The 17509-nt window shown below is 64.8% G+C and carries 12 protein-coding genes and 6 pseudogenes; 9 read left to right on the top strand and 9 right to left on the bottom strand.

What is annotated here, in order from left to right; all coding sequences use genetic code 11:
• Window positions 1-856 precede the first annotated feature (856 nt).
• The 6 genes and pseudogenes from AB8Z38_RS37130 to AB8Z38_RS37105 form a co-directional block, all read right to left on the bottom strand.
• Complete coding sequence (locus AB8Z38_RS37130) at window positions 857-1429, bottom strand: tripartite tricarboxylate transporter permease (RefSeq protein WP_369722481.1); 573 nt, start codon at window positions 1427-1429, stop codon at window positions 857-859.
• 100 nt (window positions 1430-1529) lie between these two features.
• Window positions 1530-2219, bottom strand: a pseudogene (locus tag AB8Z38_RS37125) (tripartite tricarboxylate transporter permease); the annotation flags it as partial.
• 169 nt (window positions 2220-2388) lie between these two features.
• Window positions 2389-2930: pseudogene (locus AB8Z38_RS37120) on the bottom strand (tripartite tricarboxylate transporter TctB family protein).
• 70 nt (window positions 2931-3000) lie between these two features.
• A pseudogene (locus AB8Z38_RS37115) lies at window positions 3001-3943 on the bottom strand (Bug family tripartite tricarboxylate transporter substrate binding protein).
• Window positions 3944-4131: 188 nt separating this feature from the next.
• Window positions 4132-4928, bottom strand: a pseudogene (locus tag AB8Z38_RS37110) (enoyl-CoA hydratase/isomerase family protein).
• A gap of 31 nt (window positions 4929-4959) precedes the next feature.
• A complete protein-coding gene (locus AB8Z38_RS37105) occupies window positions 4960-6159 on the bottom strand; it encodes an alanine--glyoxylate aminotransferase family protein (protein WP_369722480.1) in 1200 nt (399 codons plus the stop codon).
• A 232-nt stretch (window positions 6160-6391) separates the two neighbouring features.
• On the opposite strand from AB8Z38_RS37105, the gene AB8Z38_RS37100 reads away from it, so the two are divergent.
• The 4 genes and pseudogenes from AB8Z38_RS37100 to AB8Z38_RS37085 all read left to right on the top strand — a co-directional run bounded on the left by AB8Z38_RS37100 (window position 6392) and on the right by AB8Z38_RS37085 (window position 9821).
• Window positions 6392-7687, top strand: a complete 1296-nt coding sequence (locus AB8Z38_RS37100; protein ID WP_369722479.1) for an FAD-binding oxidoreductase — start codon at window positions 6392-6394, stop codon at window positions 7685-7687.
• A pseudogene (locus AB8Z38_RS37095) lies at window positions 7603-7929 on the top strand (FAD-binding oxidoreductase); the annotation flags it as partial. The gene AB8Z38_RS37100 and the pseudogene AB8Z38_RS37095, both read left to right, overlap by 85 nt.
• Window positions 7906-9399 (top strand): (Fe-S)-binding protein, encoded by a 1494-nt coding sequence (locus AB8Z38_RS37090; protein ID WP_369726707.1) that lies wholly within the window; start codon window positions 7906-7908, stop codon window positions 9397-9399. The pseudogene AB8Z38_RS37095 and the gene AB8Z38_RS37090, both read left to right, overlap by 24 nt.
• Window positions 9392-9821: pseudogene (locus tag AB8Z38_RS37085) on the top strand (heme-binding protein). The gene AB8Z38_RS37090 and the pseudogene AB8Z38_RS37085 overlap by 8 nt, the downstream one beginning before the upstream one ends.
• Before the next feature lie 175 nt (window positions 9822-9996).
• Here AB8Z38_RS37085 and AB8Z38_RS37080 read toward each other — a convergent pair.
• Window positions 9997-10779: an enoyl-CoA hydratase/isomerase family protein gene (locus AB8Z38_RS37080; protein WP_369722478.1), complete on the bottom strand. Its 783-nt coding sequence runs from the start codon at window positions 10777-10779 to the stop codon at window positions 9997-9999.
• 126 nt (window positions 10780-10905) lie between these two features.
• Window positions 10906-12996, bottom strand: coding sequence for a molybdopterin oxidoreductase family protein (locus tag AB8Z38_RS37075; RefSeq protein ID WP_369722476.1), 2091 nt, complete (start codon window positions 12994-12996; stop codon window positions 10906-10908).
• A 235-nt stretch (window positions 12997-13231) separates the two neighbouring features.
• Here AB8Z38_RS37075 and AB8Z38_RS37070 point away from each other — a divergent pair, with 235 nt between their 5' ends.
• Complete coding sequence (locus AB8Z38_RS37070) at window positions 13232-13828, top strand: molybdate ABC transporter substrate-binding protein (RefSeq protein WP_369722475.1); 597 nt, start codon at window positions 13232-13234, stop codon at window positions 13826-13828.
• Window positions 13747-13929, top strand: a complete 183-nt coding sequence (locus AB8Z38_RS37065) for a substrate-binding domain-containing protein (protein ID WP_369726706.1) — start codon at window positions 13747-13749, stop codon at window positions 13927-13929. Before AB8Z38_RS37070 ends, AB8Z38_RS37065 begins: the two co-directional genes overlap by 82 nt.
• 12 nt (window positions 13930-13941) lie before the next feature.
• On the opposite strand, the gene AB8Z38_RS37060 is transcribed toward AB8Z38_RS37065, so the two are convergent.
• The gene (locus tag AB8Z38_RS37060; RefSeq protein WP_369722474.1) at window positions 13942-14748 is read right to left on the bottom strand and encodes an SDR family NAD(P)-dependent oxidoreductase; all 807 of its coding nucleotides are present in this window, start codon (window positions 14746-14748) and stop codon (window positions 13942-13944) included.
• Window positions 14749-15112: 364 nt separating this feature from the next.
• Here AB8Z38_RS37060 and AB8Z38_RS37055 point away from each other — a divergent pair, with 364 nt between their 5' ends.
• From AB8Z38_RS37055 to AB8Z38_RS37045, 3 genes are all read left to right on the top strand, one after another.
• On the top strand, window positions 15113-15856 hold the full coding sequence (locus tag AB8Z38_RS37055; RefSeq protein ID WP_369722473.1) for a GntR family transcriptional regulator: 744 nt from the start codon (window positions 15113-15115) through the stop codon (window positions 15854-15856).
• Between the two features lie 53 nt (window positions 15857-15909).
• Entirely contained in the window at window positions 15910-16902 is a 993-nt protein-coding gene (gene dctP / locus AB8Z38_RS37050; protein WP_369722472.1) for a TRAP transporter substrate-binding protein DctP, read from the top strand.
• An 80-nt stretch (window positions 16903-16982) separates the two neighbouring features.
• Window positions 16983-17498, top strand: a complete 516-nt coding sequence (locus AB8Z38_RS37045) for a TRAP transporter small permease (RefSeq protein WP_369722471.1) — start codon at window positions 16983-16985, stop codon at window positions 17496-17498.
• The last annotated feature ends 11 nt before the right edge of the window (window positions 17499-17509 follow it).

Below are 17509 nucleotides of genomic sequence, written 5' to 3'. Positions count from 1 at the left end.
ACTGGCCGCAGCGCCGTTGAAGGAGCCGAGATCCACATACAGATATTCGACCTTCACCGACCACCAGGGTCGATCGCGTATTCGCCACCGGCGCCTACCGTCCAGCCGGCTTTCGTACCACCCCAGCCGATGCCAACCGCGGGGCACTCGCGGCGAGATGTCCATAGGCCAAGCCTCCCGTCGCATAAAGCAGCATGCGCGGCGTGGCGAGCCAGCCAACGCGACCGCGCACGGTGCCGAACCAGTCAAGCTTGTAGTCGGCCGGAAACAGCGCTGAACCGGCCGGACAGCCGACCGCCGCGCAGATATTGCCGGTCGACTTCTCGTCCGCGGCCTGGAGGTCGGCCTCGAGACCGAACAGCCAATTGCTCTGCTGCCAATTGTAGCCGAATTGGCCGCCGCCGAGGATGCCATTGACGTTCGAGCGGCCCCAAGATCGGAGTCGCGGCCAGCGCCGTCACGACCGGAGGTCCGACCGGAGTGGGCCCGGCGGTGCCAAACACTTGTACGCTCTGGCTGCCTGTCAGCGTGCCATCGTCGCGCCCACGACCCCAGCTGTAGCCGAGATTGCCACCAACGTAAAAGCCGCTCCAGTTGCAGCCCGGATCGACCATGACGGGTGCCTTGACGTACGGCCTTGCCGCCAAGTCTGCAGCCACCGCGCCCGTTGCGAACAGTCATCGCCGCCGCCATTCCGATCACAATCCGTTTCATCAAATTCCTCCAGCCCCGAATATCTGCCCAACATACGCTGAGGGTGGCCGGAAGGCTGTCACGCACCAGCAACAGCCAGCAACATTCGGTTCCCCGCGCCAGCACCACAATACCGTCGCCACGGTTTAGGATCCGCAGAGATCTATCCGGGGTCTAGTCCGGCGCGGGCTTCGCCCGCCGCAGCCATGCGATGCGGCCCAGCAAGCGGTCGATCACCGGCCAGAACAGCAGCACGATCGCGAGCGTCGTGATCGAGCCGACCAAGCCGTTCGACCAGAACACCTTGAGGTCGCCACCCGCGCCGATCATCGACAGGCGGAAGGCATCCTCGGCGCGGCTGCCGAGCACGAGAGCGAGGGTAAACGGCGCCAAGGAATGCCGATCTTCTGAAGACGTAGCCGACGGCGCCAAAGCCCAGCATCAGCCAGATGTCGAACATCGCGTTCTGGATCGCATAAGCGCCGATCGCGCACGACACCACGATCATCGGCGCCACCGCGGCAAACGGCACGCGCAGGATCGAGGCGAAGATCGGCACCGTGGTCAGCACCAGCACAAGACCGACGACGTTGCCGAGATACATCGAGGCGATCAGGCCCCAGACAAAATCCTTGTGCTCGACAAACAGCAGCGGTCCGGGATTGAGCCCCCACACCATCAGGCCGCCGAGCAGGATCGCGGCAGTGCCGGAGCCGGGAATGCCGAGCGCCAGCATCGGCAGCAGCGCCGCGGTGCCGGAGGCATGCGCCGCCGTCCTCCGGCGCGAACACGCCCTCGATGCGGCCCTTGCCAAAGCTCTCGGGATCCTTAGCGAAGCGCTTGGCGAGGTTGTACCCCATGAAGGACGCCGGGATGGCGCCGCCGGGGGTGATGCCGAGCCAGCAGCCGATGAAGGAGGAGCGGAGCAGCGTCAGCCAATATTTCGGCAGGTCCTTCCACATATTCAGCACGATCCGCAGCGAGATGCTCGCCGCGCGGCCGCGCAGCGCCAGGCGCTCCTCCATCGTCAGCAGGATCTCGCTGATGCCGAACAGGCCGATGACGGCAACGAGGAAGTTGATGCCGCGAAGCAGCTCGGTCGAGCCGAAGGTCATGCGCAGCTGACCGGACACGGTATCCATGCCGACGCTCGCGAGCAGGAGTCCAGCGACATCGAGATGACCGTCTTGTGCTTCGCCTCACGCCCGAGACCGACGAAGGAACAGAAGGTCAGGAGATAGACGGCAAAGAACCGGGCGGGCCGAACTTCAGCGCAAAGGACGAGATCATCGGCGCCAGGAAGGTGATCAGCAGCACGGCACCAGCGAGCCGATGAACGAGGAGGTGAAGGCAGCCGTCAGCGCCTCGGCCGCCCTGCCCTGCTGCGCCATCGGGTAACCGTCAAAGGTGGTCGCAACCGACCAGGCTTCGCCGGGAATGTTGAACAGGATCGAGGTGATGGCACCGCCAAACAGCGCGCCCCAATAGATGCAGGACAGCATCACGATCGCCGAGGTCGGATCCATCGTGAAGGTCAGCGGCAGCAGGATCGCCACCCCGTTGGGGCCGCCCCGGCAGCACGCCGACGAAGATGCCGAGCACCAGCCCGACCATCATCAGCGCGAGCGTCTCCCACGTCAGCAGGACCGCGAAACCGTGAAGCAACAAGCCAAAGCGCTTCCATCGCGATCCGCTCTAGTAGCCGAAGGCCGCTTCAAGCGGCCCTTTTCGGCATGATGACGTCGAAGGCAATGTCGAAGGTGACGAACATGACCGCCGTGAACAGGAACGCGGTGAGCAGCGACTTCCAGGTCGCGATCTTGCCGACCAGGCGCATGAAGGCCGCGATCAGGAGGAAGCTCGCGACGTAAAGGCCGAGGAGCTGCGTTACCAGGCAGAACAGCAGCGTCGGCACGAACACCGCCATCACGCCGCGCCTGCGCGCGCGTGACGAAAGTCTGGCGCGCCGCACCACGCGCCAGCAATGCCGCGATCAGGCCATAGAGGCTGGCGCCGCCGAGAATGATGCAGAGATAGAACGGGAAATAGCCGGGCTCGGGCCCGGTCGAATCCCAGGAGACGCCGGTACGCCAATTGTCGCAGCCGAGGATTGCGGCCAGCCCGAGCAGCAGGAGGCAGACGATGATTTCCATCGTGCCGGAACGCGCCATAACGGGCGAGTCGTCTTCAGGCGCGGTCGGATCCTCGACGACGATTTCAAGATCGGTTTGGGACATGAGCTCTGCTGCAAAGCTGGAGCGTGTTCACCTCTCCCCGTAAGAATGGGGAGAGGGAGAAGAGCGACGGTTACTTCGCGACGAATCCGGCTTCCGTCATCAGCGACCTGTTGACTGCATCGTCCTCTTCCAGGAATTGCACCATGTCCTTGCCGGTAAGGAAGATCGGCTTCAACGCCTGCTTTTCCATGTAGTCCTTGTACTCCGCGGTCTGCGTCACCTTGTGGAACAGCTCGACATAGAACGCCTGCTGCTCAGCCGTGACCTTGCCGGGCAGGAAGGTTGCGCGCAGCATCAGATATTGCACGTCGACGCCCTCCTCCTTGCAGGTCGGGATGTCGGCCCAGGACTGCGTGTCCGTCACCTTGCCGGTGTAGGAGATGCGCTCTTTGTCGAACACGCAGAGCGGACGCACCTGGCCGGCGCGCCAGACTTCGAGATTCTCCGCTCGGATTGTTGACGTTGGATTCGGTGTGGTTGCCGACGAGCTGGGTCGCGGCCTCGCCGCCGGACTTGTAGGGCAGATAGGAGAATTTCGCGCCGGTCTTCTGCTCGAGGAAGACGGTCAGCACGTGATCCTCGCGCTTGGAGCCGGTGCCGCCCATCTTAAACGGCGCGGCTGCCGCCTTGGCGGCCTCGACGAATTCCTTCACGGTCTTGGGGCCGGCGCTGTTGTCCCACAGCACGAACTGGTCGAGCGCAATCACCGAGACCGGGGTGAGCTCACGCCAGTTGAACGGGATCTTGGCCGACAGCGGCAGCATGTAGATCAGCGAATAGGCGATCAGCACCTTGTTCGGATCGCCCTCGCTGGATTTCATGTACATCAGCGCTTCCGCCCCCGAGGCGCCGCCCTTGAGCGAGACCACGATCGGCTGCTTCATCAGATTGTTCTTCTGGATTGCGGCTTGCATCATCCGCGCCATCTGATCGGAGGCGCCGCCCGCGCCCGCTGCCACCACGATCTCGACGGGCTTGGTCGGCTCCCAGCCGGCGACCGCCGGTGCACACATCAACAGCGCCGCCGCCGCGCTGACGGCTTTCACTGGAATTCGCACGCGCTTCGTCCCCTTGTTATTATTGGCGTTGTATTGCCGGGAATTCATCTGCGCATTGTGCGGGGTAGTGCTGGCGAGTTCAAGGAGGCGGGCGTTCCGCCGCATATGACTTTCGGCTGACGAAGCCGGGGCCGGAGCGGTGGCTACTTGCCCTTCCAGTTCGGCGTACGCTTGTTGAGGAAGGCATCCATGCCTTCGCGAAAATCTTCGCTCATATAGGCTTTGAGGATCAGATCCTCGCCCTCCTCGCGCGACAGCGTGCGGCGGATGCGGCGCACCGCTTCCTTGGTCGCCTCCAAAGTGAGCGGCGCATGGCTTGCGACGAGCTTTGCGGTCTCGTCGGCACGGCGCTGCAGCGCCTCGACGTCGGGCACGACCTCGTTGAGCAGGCCGAGCGCGAGCGCTTCCGGCGCCTCGACCAGGCGGGCCTTGAAGATCAAATCCTTGGTGCGGGCAGGTCCACCAGCGAGACGACGCGGCTGATGTTCGACATCGACAGGCAGTTGCCGAGCGTGCGCGCGATCGGGAAGCCGATGCGGGTTGTTTCGGTGCCGATGCGGAGGTCGCAGCAGGCGGCGATGCCGGCGCCGCCGCCGGTGCAGGCACCGGCGATCGCCGCGATCACGGGCACGCGGCAGTGCTCCAGGGTTCCAAGCACGCGGTCGATCCGCGCCTCGTAGTCGAGCGCATCCTGCGCGGTCTTGAACGCACGAAACTGAGAAATGTCGGTGCCGGAGGCAAATGCCTTGTCGCCGGCGCCGGTCAGGATCAGCGCCTTGATCGATCGGTCGGCGTTGATCTCCTGGCAGATCTCCGCCATGCGCTCATACATGGCGAAGGTCAGCGCGTTGCGTGCCTGCGGGCGGTTGAAGGTGATCCGCGCGATGCCGTCCGTGACGGAGTAGAGCAGGTCTTCGTTGGTCGTCGTCGGTGCGTTCATCGCGCGCTCACTTCTTTTTCAGTTGGATAGATCAGGCCACCTGGGCCTTGGCCATCGGCACCGTGTCGCGTCCCTTCAGGACGTCCATGGCCGCCAACACGCCGCCGCTCCGGTGCGGGATCTTGGCAAGGTCCAGGCCCATCTCGACACCGGCGAGCGTGCCCATCAGCATCAGATCGTTGAAATGCCCGATATGGCCGACGCGGAACACCTTGCCCTTGACCTTGTTCAGGCCGGTGCCGAGCGACATGTCGAAATTCTCCAGCACCACCTTGCGGAAGTGATCGGCGTCGTGGCCGTCGGGCACGCGGACGCCGGTCAACGCCGGCGAATGCGCAGCCGGATCGGCGCACTGCGTCTCCAGGCCCCAGACCTTGACCGCGGCCCGCGTCGCTGCGCTGTGACGCTTGTGACGGGCCCACACGTTCTCGAGGCCTTCCTCCTCCAGCATCTTGACGGCCTCGCGCAGGCCCATCAGCAAATTGGTGGCGGGTGTATAGGGGAAGGTGCCGAGCTTGTTGAAGCTGATGACTTCCTGCCAGTCCCAATAGGAGCGCATGCCCGGATTGGCTTTGGCGACGGCGAGCGCCTTCTCCGAGACGGCGTTGAAGCCGAGCCCGGGCGGCAGCATCAGGCCCTTCTGGGAGCCCGCGACCGAAACGTCGATGCCCCAGGCATCGTGCTCGTATTCCATCGAGCCGAGGCCGGAGATGGTGTCGACCATCAGCAGCGCCGGATGCTTGACGCGGTCGAGCAGCTTGCGCACTTCGAGCGGCGGCGTCACGCAGCCGGTCGATGTCTCGTTGTGAACGACGCAGACCGCCTTGATCTTGTGCTGCTTGTCGGTGGCAAGGCGCTGCTCGATCTCGGCGAGGTCGGCGCCATGGCGCCAGTCACTCGGAATGAAGTCGACGTCGAGCTTGAACTTGTCGGCGATGCCGCGCCACAGCACGGCGAACTGGCCGGTCTCGCACATCAAGACCTTGTCGCCGGGGGCGAGCACGTTGACCATTGCTGCTTCCCAGGCGCCGGTGCCGGACGACGGGAAGATAATCACGGGCTGCTTGGTGCGGAACACGCGCTGCATCGCGGCAAGCGCGGCGAAACCAAGCTCCGCGAACTCCGCACCACGATGATCCAGCGTCGGCATATCCATCGCCCGCAGCACCCGGTCGGGCACGTTGGTCGGTCCTGGAATCTGGAGAAAATGCCTTCCAGTGTGCACGGTCATCGGCGTCCTTCCCGGTCTTTGAGTCTGTCTTTCGAGTGTGTCTTGGCTTTGAGCCCAGCTTGACTTCGAGCCTTCTGGCCTGAAGGGGGCTGCGCGAGCCGCTCGAATATCACTATTCGCCGGGCTTGTCCCTCGCCGGGCGGGGTCCGTCAATGCACAAGAAGCAGGGCTCGCCTTGCCAAGGACCGTGACCGTAGGCAAGACGGGGACGGCGAACAGGCAAGAGCGGACCATGGCGGCGGAAGTGCCCGGGAAATCACAGGAATCGGCCAAAACGGACGGCATCGCGGCACGTCTGGCCCGACAGATCACCGGCGACGTCCTGTTCGACCCTTTCAGCCGCGGCCGCTATGCCACTGACGCCTCGTTCTACCAGATCATGCCGGCGGGCGTGGTGGTGCCCAGGACCATGGACGAGGCGCTGCGAGTGCTGGCGATCGCCCGGGACGAGGGATTGAAGGTCACCCCGCGGGGCGGCGGCACCTCGCAATGCGGCCAGACCGTCAATGACGGCCTCGTCGTCGACCTCTCGAAGCACCTGACCCGCATGCTGTCGCTCGACGTCGACAACCGCACTTGCGTGGTCGAGCCCGGCATCGTGCTCGACGACCTCAACCGCCAGCTCAGGAAGCACGGCCTGTCGTTTCCGGTCGACGTCTCCACGGCGTCGCGGGCCACCATCGGCGGCATGGCCGGCAACAATTCCTGCGGTGGCCGCAGCTTGCGCTACGGCACCATGCGCGACAACACCCTGTCGATGGAGGCGGCGCTCGCCGACGGCACGCTCGCGCACTATGGCGAGGTCTCGCGCGACCTTTCCGATGTCGATGCGGGCAACGGCGCCCGCGCGCTGTTCCGCGACATGCTCGATCTCGGCGCCCGCGAGGCCGACGAGATCGCGGCGCGCTTTCCCAAGGTGCAGCGCCGCGTCGGCGGCTACAATCTCGACGCGCTGGTGCCGCGCAACGCGCCGAACAACATGGCGCATCTGCTGGTCGGCTCCGAAGGGACGCTGGCCTTCACCACCAAGGTCGAGCTGAAGCTGTGGCCGGTGATCCGCAACAAGGCGCTCGGCATCTGCCATTTCGGCAGCTTCTACCAGGCGATGGACGCGGCCCAGCATCTGGTCAAGCTGAAGCCGATCGCTGTCGAACTGGTCGACCGCACCATGCTCGCGCTCGGCCGCGACATCGCGATGTTCCGGCCGATCATCTCCACCGCCATCAAGGGCGATCCGGACGCCGTGCTGGTGGTCGAGTTCGCCGAGGAAGACCAGGCGGACAATCTCGCGCGCCTGAAGCAGCTGGGCGAATTGATGGGCGATCTCGGCTTCGGCTGGAGCAACGACAAGCGCAAATGGGGCGGTGTGGTGGAGATCACCCAGCCCGCGCTGCAGAGCGGCATCGCCGATTTCCGCGCCGCGGGCCTCAACGTCATGATGTCGATGAAGCAGGCAGGCAAGCCGGTCTCCTTGTCGAGGACTGCGCGGTGCCGCTGCCGCATCTCGCCGACTACACCGCGCGCTTGAATGAGGTGTTCGCAAAGCATGGCACCAGCGGCACGATGTATGCTCATGCCTCCGAGGGCTGCCTTCATGTCCGTCCCGTGCTGAATTTGAAGCTGGAGAAGGACGTCAAGGCGATGCGGGCCATCGCCGAGGAAACCTTCGCGATGGTGCGCGAGTACAAGGGCTCGCATTCGGGCGAGCATGGCGACGGCCTGGTGCGCTCGGAATTCCATGAAGCGATGTTCGGCGAGCGTCTGGTCGCCGACTTCAGGGAAGTGAAGCAGCGCTTCGATCCCGACCGCGTCCTCAACCCCGGCAAGATCGTCGATGCGCCCAAAATGGACGACCGCTCGCTGTTCCGCTATCGGCCGGACTATCGCGTCGGCGAGCTGAACACCAAGCTCGACTGGTCCGCATATCCCGGCGCCGGCGCCGGCTTCCAGGGCGCGGTCGAGATGTGCAACAACAACGGCGCCTGCCGCAAGCTCGAGGGCGGCGTGATGTGCCCGTCCTATCGCGCGACGCGCAACGAGAAGGATGTCACGCGAGGCCGTGCCAACACACTGCGGCTGGCGATCTCCGGTCAGCTCGGCCCGGATGCTTTGTCTTCGGATGAGATGATGGAGACGCTGAAACTCTGCGTCTCCTGCAAGGCCTGCCGCCATGAATGCCCTGTTGGCGTCGACATGGCCAAGATGAAGATCGAGGTGCTCGCCGCGCGCGTGGCTTCCCATGGCCTGACACTGCGCGACCGCATGGTCGGCTATCTCCCGCGCTATGCAGGCCTCGCGTCGCGCTTCGCGCCGCTGGCCAATTTGCGCAACCGCAGCCCGCTTTTGCGGAAGCTGTTCGAGCGCTTTGCCGGCATCAGCGCGCGCCGCGCGCTGCCCGCTTTCCGCAGCGACGTGTTCGCGCCGTCCGCGGATGCCGTCGGTCCGGAGGCCGGGCGCGAGGTCGTGCTGTTCGCCGACACTTTCAACCGCATCTACGAGCGCGAGAACCTCGACGCTGCTCTGCGCGTGCTCGCGGCGGGCGGCTATCGCGTGCATCTGCCGAAGCCGTCAAGCGGCGGCCGGCCGCTCTGCTGCGGCCGCACATTCCTGTCGGCCGGTCTCGTCGACCAAGCCAGAGCCGAACTTGACCGGCTGGTCGCCGCCTTCGCGCCCTTCGCCGCGCGCGGCGTGCCGATCGTCGGCCTGGAGCCGAGCTGTTTACTGACGCTGCGCGACGAGCTCGCTTCACTGCGCAAGGACGACGACGCCAAGGCGGTCGGCGCCCATGCGCTGACCTTCGAGGAGTTGCTGATGCGGGAGGCCGAGGCCGGCCGGCTGCAACTGCCGCTCGGAGCTGTCGCCGACAAGGCCTTGGTACACGGCCATTGCCATCAAAAATCTTTTGGCGCGTTCAAGCCGGTCGAGCAGGTGCTGCGTCTCGTGCCCGGCCTGAAGGTCGAAACCATCGAGTCCAGCTGCTGCGGGATGGCCGGCGCCTTCGGCTATGGTGCCGAGACCTACGATGCCTCGATCGAGATGGCCGAACTGTCGCTGCTACCGGCCGTGCGCGGCGCGGACCCGGCGACGCTGGTCGTTGCCGACGGCACCTCGTGCCGGCACCAGATCCAGGACGGCGCGCAACGCGAAGCCCTTCACGTCGCCCGCGTGCTGGCGATGAGCCTCGATCGCGCCAAAACCCACTCCACCACTCCCGTTGCAAAGGAACCCAGCCATGGCTGAACTGACCCTCGACACCGCCCGCAAGATCCTCGATGCCGCCTTCGCAAAGGCCACGGAGTTGAAGCTCAAACCGCTCGTCGTCACTATTCTGGACACGCGCGGCGTGCTCAAGCTCGCCGCCGCACAAGACGGCACCAGCCTCATGCGCGCCGAGATCGCCCACGGCAAGGCCTATGGCGCGCTCGCCATGGGCATGGGCTCGCGCGCGCTGTACCAGCGGGCGCAGGAGCAGGCCTATTTCATCGACGCCGTGAACACGATTGCAAAGGGCGCGCTGGTGCCGGTCCCCGGCGGCGTGCTGATCCAGGACGGCGCGACCCTGCTCGGCGCCGTCGGAGGTCTCCGGCGACACCTCCGACAATGACGAAGCGTGTGCGGTTGCGGGTATCCAGGCAGCGGGGTTGAAGGCCAACGCGGGCTGAGGTCTCTTCCGTAGCCCGGATGGAGCGTAGCGAAATCCGGGGTTTGCGCGTGGAGGCGCCGACTGGCTCCTTGCTCCCGTCATTGCGAGCGAAGCGAAGTAATCCAGACTGCCCCCCGCGGAAAGATTCTGGATTGCTTCGCTGCGCTCGCAATGACGATGGAGAGAGCGAGTCCTCACCTACCCGTCCAGACCGGCTTGCGCTTCTCGCTGAACGCTTTCAGCCCCTCCTTGGCGTCCTCCGTCATCGCCAGCAGCGCGATCTGGCTTTCGGTGTAGGCGATGCTCTCGTCGAAGGACATCGCGGCGATGGCGCGCATCGCGTATTTGCCGCGGCGGATCGCGGTCGGTGACTTGTCGACGATGCGGCTGATCAGCCAGTCGACCTTGGCATCGAGCTCGGCCTTGGGCACGACGTAATTCAGAAGGCCTGCGGCCTGCGCAGCTGTTGCATCGAACGGCTCGCCCGTGAGCGCCCATTCATTGACCAGCCGTCGCGGCGCGATCGCCTGCAACAGGCTCAGCACCTGCATCGGAAACACGCCGACCTTCACCTCCGGCAGTCCGAACACGACGTGATCGGCGGCGAGCGCCATGTCGGTCATGCAGAGCAGCCCCATGCCGCCGGCCATGCAGACGCCGCCGACCCGGGCGATCGCGGGCTTGGTCGCGTTCTGCGACAACCGCAGCAGGTCGGCATAGTCAACGTTTGGTTTGGAATGATCCATCGCGAATGCCGCGCCGGAGTTCTGCAGATCCGCGCCGGCGCAGAACGCCTTGTCGCCCGCGCCCGTCAGCACGATGACTCGGACGTCCTTGTCCTCGTGCGCGTCGCGATAGCCCTTGCTGATGCCGGCGATCACGTCGCCGTTCAGCGCGTTGCGCTTCTCGGGCCGGTTGATGGTGATCCAGAACGCCTGCCCGCGCTTCTCGGTGATGACGCTCGCTGTGTCGGTCATGACGTCGCTTCCTTGCTGCCGTTTTGCCGTCATTTGCGGCAGCTCCGGCGCGAGGTGCAAGGGCAATCTGCGGCGAGACGCCGCTTTAGCGCCTCGACACAAATTTGGTGCGATCGAAGCGCGCGCTCAGGCCGCGACCGCTTTCCTGATCCAGACCTTGTTGTCGTGGAACGCGGCTCCGCCGATCGGCGCGACGGCCTCGGCGCCGGTCAGCATGTTGATGCCGCGACCACCGATATGGTCCTTGTTCGGATGAACGGATTCGGCGATCAGCACCCCGCGCCGCACGCCCTCGAACAGCCGTGCGATCAGCGTGGTCTCGCCACGCATGTTGCCGAGCGTCACGGCGTCGCCCTCGGCGATCTCGAGCGCGGCAGCATCCATCGGATGGATCATCACGCTCGCCTTGCCCTCGCGCGCCTGCGAGGACGGCGTCTCGTTGAAGGTGGTGTTGAGGAAGCTGCGCGAGGGGCTGGTCGCAAGCCGGAACGGATGGGCCTGGTCGGCGTGCTCGATCACGGCCCAATGGTCCGGCAGCGACGGCATCTTTTCGAACTCGCCCATCATCAAGCCGAACGGCGGATTTGCCCAATCGGCCTTGAAATGGAATTTCTTGTCGGCGTGCGCGAAGCCGTCGAGGTAGTGCGCGGTGCGGAAATCCGGTTGCAGGTCGCGCCAGAGGTCGGCCTCGAGGCTGGCGATGTCGCCATGGTTGCTCAGCTTCAGCGTCGCGTCGATCAATTCGCGCGGCGTCATCTCGAAGCCCCGATGCATGGCGCCAAGCCGCGGCGCCAGCGCTTGCAGGACCTGATGGTTGGAGCGGCATTCGCCGGGCGGGTCGATCAGCTTGGGGCCGACCGAGATGTGCTGGTGGCCGCCACCGTAATAGAGATCGTCGTGCTCCATGAACATGGTCGCCGGCAGCACGATGTCGGCCATCTGCGCGGTCTCGGTCATGAATTGCTCATGCACCGCGACGAACAGGTCCTCGCGCGCAAACCCCTGCCGCACCAGCGCCTGCTCCGGCGCGACCGTCATCGGATTGGTGTTCTGGATCAGCATTGCCTTGACCGGACCCTTGCCGTGCAAGGCCTCGGCATCGCCGGTGAGGATGCGGCCGATCTGCGACTGGTCGAGCGCGCGCGTGCTCTTGTCGATCGCGTCGTGGCCTTCGATGATGGATTCGTTGAAGTGCCACAGCGCGTAATTGTTGAAGAAGGCGCCGCCGCCTTCGTATTGCCAGGCGCCGGTCACCGCGGGGATGCAGTTCGCGGCATGCATCTGCGCCGCGCCGTTGCGCGAGCGGGTGAAACCGTAGCCGAGGCGGAAGAAGGTCCGTTTGGTCTGGCCGACCAGCCTGGCAAAGGCCTCGATCTCGGACACAGGCACGCCAGATATCGCCGAGGCCCATTCCGGCGTGCGCGTCTTCAGATGCGCCTCGAGCTCGGCCGGGCAATCGGTGTATGTGTCCATATAGGCGCGATCGGCATAGCCGTCGCGAAACAGGACATGCATGACGCCGCAGGCGAACGCGCCGTCGGTGCCGGGACGCAGGAGGATCTTGATGTCGGCCTGCTTCATGGTCTCGTTGTCGTAGATGTCGACCGCCGCGATTTTCGCGCCACGCTCCTTGCGGGCACGCGCGGCGTGCGTCATCACGTTGACCTGCGTGTTGACGGGGTTGGTGCCCCAGATCACGACGAGGTCGGAGACCGCCATCTCGCGCGGATCGACGCCGGCGATCTTGCCGGTGCCGATCGCAAAGCCGACGCGCGCGACGTTGGCGCATATGGTCGAATAGAAGCGCGAGTATTTCTTCACATGCGCGAGGCGATTGAGACCATCGCGCATCACCAGGCCCATCGTGCCGGCGTAGTAATAGGGCCAGATCGAATCCGCGCCGAACTCGCGCTCGGCCTGGTTGAAACGATGGCCGATCTCGTCCAGCGCCTCGTCCCACGAGATGCGCGCGAACTGGCCGGAGCCTTTCGGGCCGGTGCGGCGCATCGGATAGATCAGCCGTTCGGGGTGATGGATACGCTCAGCGTAGCGGGCGACCTTGGCGCAGACCACGCCGGCCGTGTAGGTCTGCTGCTTCGAACCACGGACGCGGCCGATGCTGCGGCCTTCGACCACCTCGATATCGAGGGCGCATGCCGAGGGGCAATCATGCGGACAGGTGGAGTGGCGGATCTCGATGTTGGCGTGCTGGTTCATGGCCAGATCTGTAACACCAAAATACCAGCCGGCCGAGCGCATTTATCCGGCAATGCCCATGCGATTTGCTCAAGCCGCGCGCTCCGCCGGTTCCTGCCGCGGTCGCGAACACCGCACAACCACACCGCAAGCGGCCCGATATTCCAGCCCCGATTGACAGCGTGAGGCGTCGACAGCCCGCGCGCCGCGTGGCTACAGTGCCGAGCGACAAGAACGACATCAGGGAGGCCGCATCGTGGACACGGTGAACATCCTCAGCGGCGGCGCAGCGCAAGGCCTCGTCCGCGGTCTCACCGAGGCCTTCCGGGCCCAGACCGGGTTCGCGATCGACGGCGAGTTCAGCGCGGTCGGCGCCATGGCGGACAAGTTGCGCGCGGGCGAGCCCGCCGATCTCATGATCCTGACGCAAGCGCTGATCGCAAGGCTCGCCGAGGAGAAGCTGGTCGTGGCCGCCTCGATCGCGAATGTCGGCCGGGTCGAAACCGCGCTGGCGGTTCGCAGCAATGATCCCAGGCTGACGGTCAGGACCGAATCCGATCTGCGCGACGTGCTGCGAGCCGCAGATGCGATCTTCGTCCCTGATATCAAGGCTTCGACCGCGGGCAGGCACGTTGCAAGAGTCCTGGATCAGCTCGGCATCGCCTATGAGCTGGCTTCGCGGCTCAAGATCTTTTCGACGGCGCAGCCGCGATGCGGGAGCTGGCGGCATCCGCTGCGCAAAGGCCGATCGGCTGCACGCAAGCAACCGAAATCGTCGCCACCGAGGGCATCGCACTGTTGGGGCCGCTGCCGCCCGGATACGAACTCGTCACGATGTACACGGCCGGGATAACCGAGCGCGCCGCGCATCCGAAGCAGGCGGCCGCGCTGGTCGCGCTGCTGGCCGGCGCAGATCAGAGAGGGCTGCGCCAGCGCGTGGGCTTCGCCGGCTAGAGCCGGATCGCCCTACTTGCTCATCTGGGTGAGCCCGGTCGGCGGGCCATCGACGGCGGTCCAGCCGCCGTCGACGAACAGCGTGCTGCCGCTGACATAGCTCGCGGCATCCGAGGCGAGATAGGCGACGGCGGTGGCGACCTCGTCGGCGCTGCTCCAGCGGTTGAACACGGTGTGGCCGGCATAGAGACTGTAGATGTCGGGGCGCTGCTTGAACGGGCCGGTCAGCGCCGTCTCGGCGATGCTCGGCGCGATCGCGTTGACGCGGACGCCGGAGCGGCCGACCTCGGAGGCGAAGCCCTTCACCAACAGGCCGATCGCGGCCTTGGTCGAGCCGTACACCGCAAGCCCGGGCTCGATGGTCACTGCGCGCACCGAGGAGCAGGCGATGATGCTGCCGCCCTTCTGTTCGACCATGATGCGGCCGAAGGCCTGGAAGAACCAGACGGTGCCCTTGACGTTGAGCGTGACGACGCGGTCGAGATCCTCCTCGGTGTAGTCGAGGATGGTCTTGCGAATGTTGAGCCCCGGCGTCGTCACGGCGATGTCGAGCCGGGAAAATTTCTGCATCACGGTTGCGGCCAGCGCCGTGACATCGGCGGCACTCGCAGCGTCGCACGCAGCCGCTTCTGCCCAGCCGCCGTTCTCGCGAATGCCGGCCGCGGTCGCTTCGGCCGCGTCGCGCGCACGATCGGCGCAGACGACGCGGGCACCGAGCCCGGCCAGCGCTTCCGCCGACGATTTGCCGATGCCCGATGCGGCGCCGAGCACGACCGCGCTCTTGCCGGTGAGATCGAAGAGCTTGCGATAGTCGGTCACGTTGTCATCCTTCCCATGGTTTCGAACTTGCGTGGTAGCGCACTCATCCTCGCCTGCGAAGACGGAGCAAGTGACGTGCTGGTGCCGTCGCGGCCGATGATCAATTCAAAATCAGCATCAATCGATACCCCCTTCAACTTGGACTCGCCGCTCCGCGCGACCCTAGGAAGGCGGTGGGGAATGGATTCAAGGAGGAACGCATGAACGCGGAGCTATCCGCCGAACGCGACGAGGGCTGGTCTCTCATCACGCGTCGTGACTTGGCCAATCCTGCCGCAGCGCACCATCGAGCAGATTTAACCAGTTGATCTTCTCCGAGATTTTCTCGTATACTAATATATCACTTTCAACGATAACCATAAGCATGCCCGCGCGCACCACGAGGAAAGCCCAGGCCGCGCCCACGCCGGCCGCCATCAGTCCACGCCGCGGCAAGCCACCGCAGCGGGCGACGGCGTCGTCGCGGATTTACACCGAACTGCGGAACGAACTGGTGTCGATGCGACGCCGGCCGGGTGAAGTGGTGTCGGAAGCCGAGATCGCCGTCACCTATGGCGTCAGCCGAACGCCGGTGCGCGAGGCGATCCTCAAACTGTCCGACGAAGGCCTCCTCGACGTCTTCCCGCAATCGGGCATCTTCGTCTCTCGCATTCCGCTCGCCGCCTTGCCCGAAGCCATCATCATCCGCAAGGCGCTGGAAGAGACCACCGCGCGGCTTGCCGCCGAACGCGCCACCGCAAGCCAGATCCTGCAATTGCGGTCGATCGTCGAACGCCAGCGCGAGGCGGATGCGGCCGGCGACCGTGTCGCATTCCACCAGGCCGACGAGCTTTTTCATGCCGTCATCGCCGATATCGCGCGACATCCGGGAATCTGGACGTTGATCCAGCATGTGAAGGTTCACGTTGATCGCTATCGCCAATTGACCCTGCCGGTGGCCGGGCGCATGACCGAGGTGATCGCCGAGCACGAGCCGATCCTCGCGGCGATCGAGGCCCACGATCCGCAACGCGCGGGCATCGCCATGGAGCGGCATCTCGATCGGCTGCTGCTCGATATCTCTGAGACGCAACACACCAATCCGGAGTTTTTCGCCAGCACCGAATGACCGGACCACGGCCCGACAACGACACACACCAAAAGCAATGAGGGAGGACTACAATGAGACGTCGTGATTTCATCAAATTGAGCGCCGGACTTGGAGCAGCAACACTGGCTCCGATCTCGTCCGGCCACGCCCAGACCAAGGCCGTGTTCAAGGCCGCAGACGTGCAGCCGGTCGGTTATCCGACGGTCGCCGCCGTCGAGAGCATGGGCAAGAAGCTGGCTGAAGCGACCCAAGGCCGCCTCTCGATCCAGACCTATCCCTCCGCGCAGCTTGGCGCCGAGAAGGAGACGATCGAGCAGACCCAGATCGGCGCCATCCAGATGCTGCGCGTCAGCGCCGGCGCGGTCGGTCCGATCGTCGACGACATCAACGTCGTCAACATGCCGTTCCTGTTCAAGAACGTGGCGCAATCCTGGAAGATGATGGATGGCGACGTCGGCCAGGAGCTGCTGGAGAAGATCACGGCGAGCCCCAATGCCAATCTGGTCGGCCTGTGCTGGATGGATTCCGGCGCGCGCAGCTTCTACAACACCAAGCATCCGATCAAATCGATCGCGGACGTCAAGGGGCTGAAGCTTCGCGTCATCGGCAATCCGATCTTCATCGACATGGTCAACGCGCTCGGCGGCAACGGCATCGCCATGGGCTATGATCAGGTGTTCTCCTCGCTCCAGACCGGCGTGATCGACGGAGCCGAGAACAATCCGCCGAGCTACGTCTTCAGCAACCACTACACCGCGGCGAAATATTACTCGCTGACCGAGCACCTGATCATTCCCGAGATCCTCTGCTTCTCCAAGCGGTCCTGGACCGCGCTGTCGGCTGACGATCAGGCGCTGATCAAGAAGTTCGCGCGCGAAGCCCAGCTCGAGGAGCGCGAGCTCTGGAAGAAGTACGAAACGACGGCGATGGAGAAGGCCAAGGCCGCCGGCTGCGAGATCGTGGAGATCGCCGACAAGAAGCCATTCCAGGATGCGGTCAAACCTGTCTGGGACAAGTATGGCCCGAAATACCAGGCCATGATCCAGCGCATCCAGGCGCTCTGAACGACAAAGCCAAAGCGCGATGACGGCTCGTCGCGCTTTGGCCCCGACAATCTGAACCACTGACAGAGCAGGAAACGCGGATGGCCGCACTGTTTCGCCGAGCGATGGACTATCTCTACCTCTTGTGCGTGATCGTCGGCTGCACCGCACTGGTCGCGATCTCCGCAGTAATCCCGTGGGCGGTGTTCACGCGCTATGTGCTCAACAGTGCGGCTTCCTGGCCCGAGCCGACGGCGGTGCTGCTGACGATCGTGCTGACCTTCATCGGCGCCGCCGCCGGCTACCGGCTCAACCTGCACATGAGCGTCGCCTATTTCGCCAACAAACTCCCTCCCCCGCTGCAACGGGCCACAGAGATCCTGGTTCAGCTGCTCATGGCGCTGATCGCGCTGTTCATGGTGATCTGGGGCGAACGTCTCGTCGAGGTCACCTGGTACAACACCATCCCCGACTTCCCGTCGCTGTCGGTCGGCGTCACCTATTTGCCGATCCCGATCGGCGGTGCCTGCCTGCTCCTGTTCGTGATCGAACGGATTTTCCTCGGCGTGCCGCCCGACCCGATCGGCAAGCATTCCGAAACCGCCCCCTTCGAGTGAGCCGGGAGTCA

Origin of the sequence: Bradyrhizobium sp. LLZ17 (genome assembly GCF_041200145.1) — a bacterium.
In the GTDB taxonomy this organism is placed as follows: Bacteria; Pseudomonadota; Alphaproteobacteria; order Rhizobiales; family Xanthobacteraceae; genus Bradyrhizobium.
Note: the sequence above shows the minus strand (reverse complement) of the source record. Positions and strands in the feature narration are given on the sequence as shown.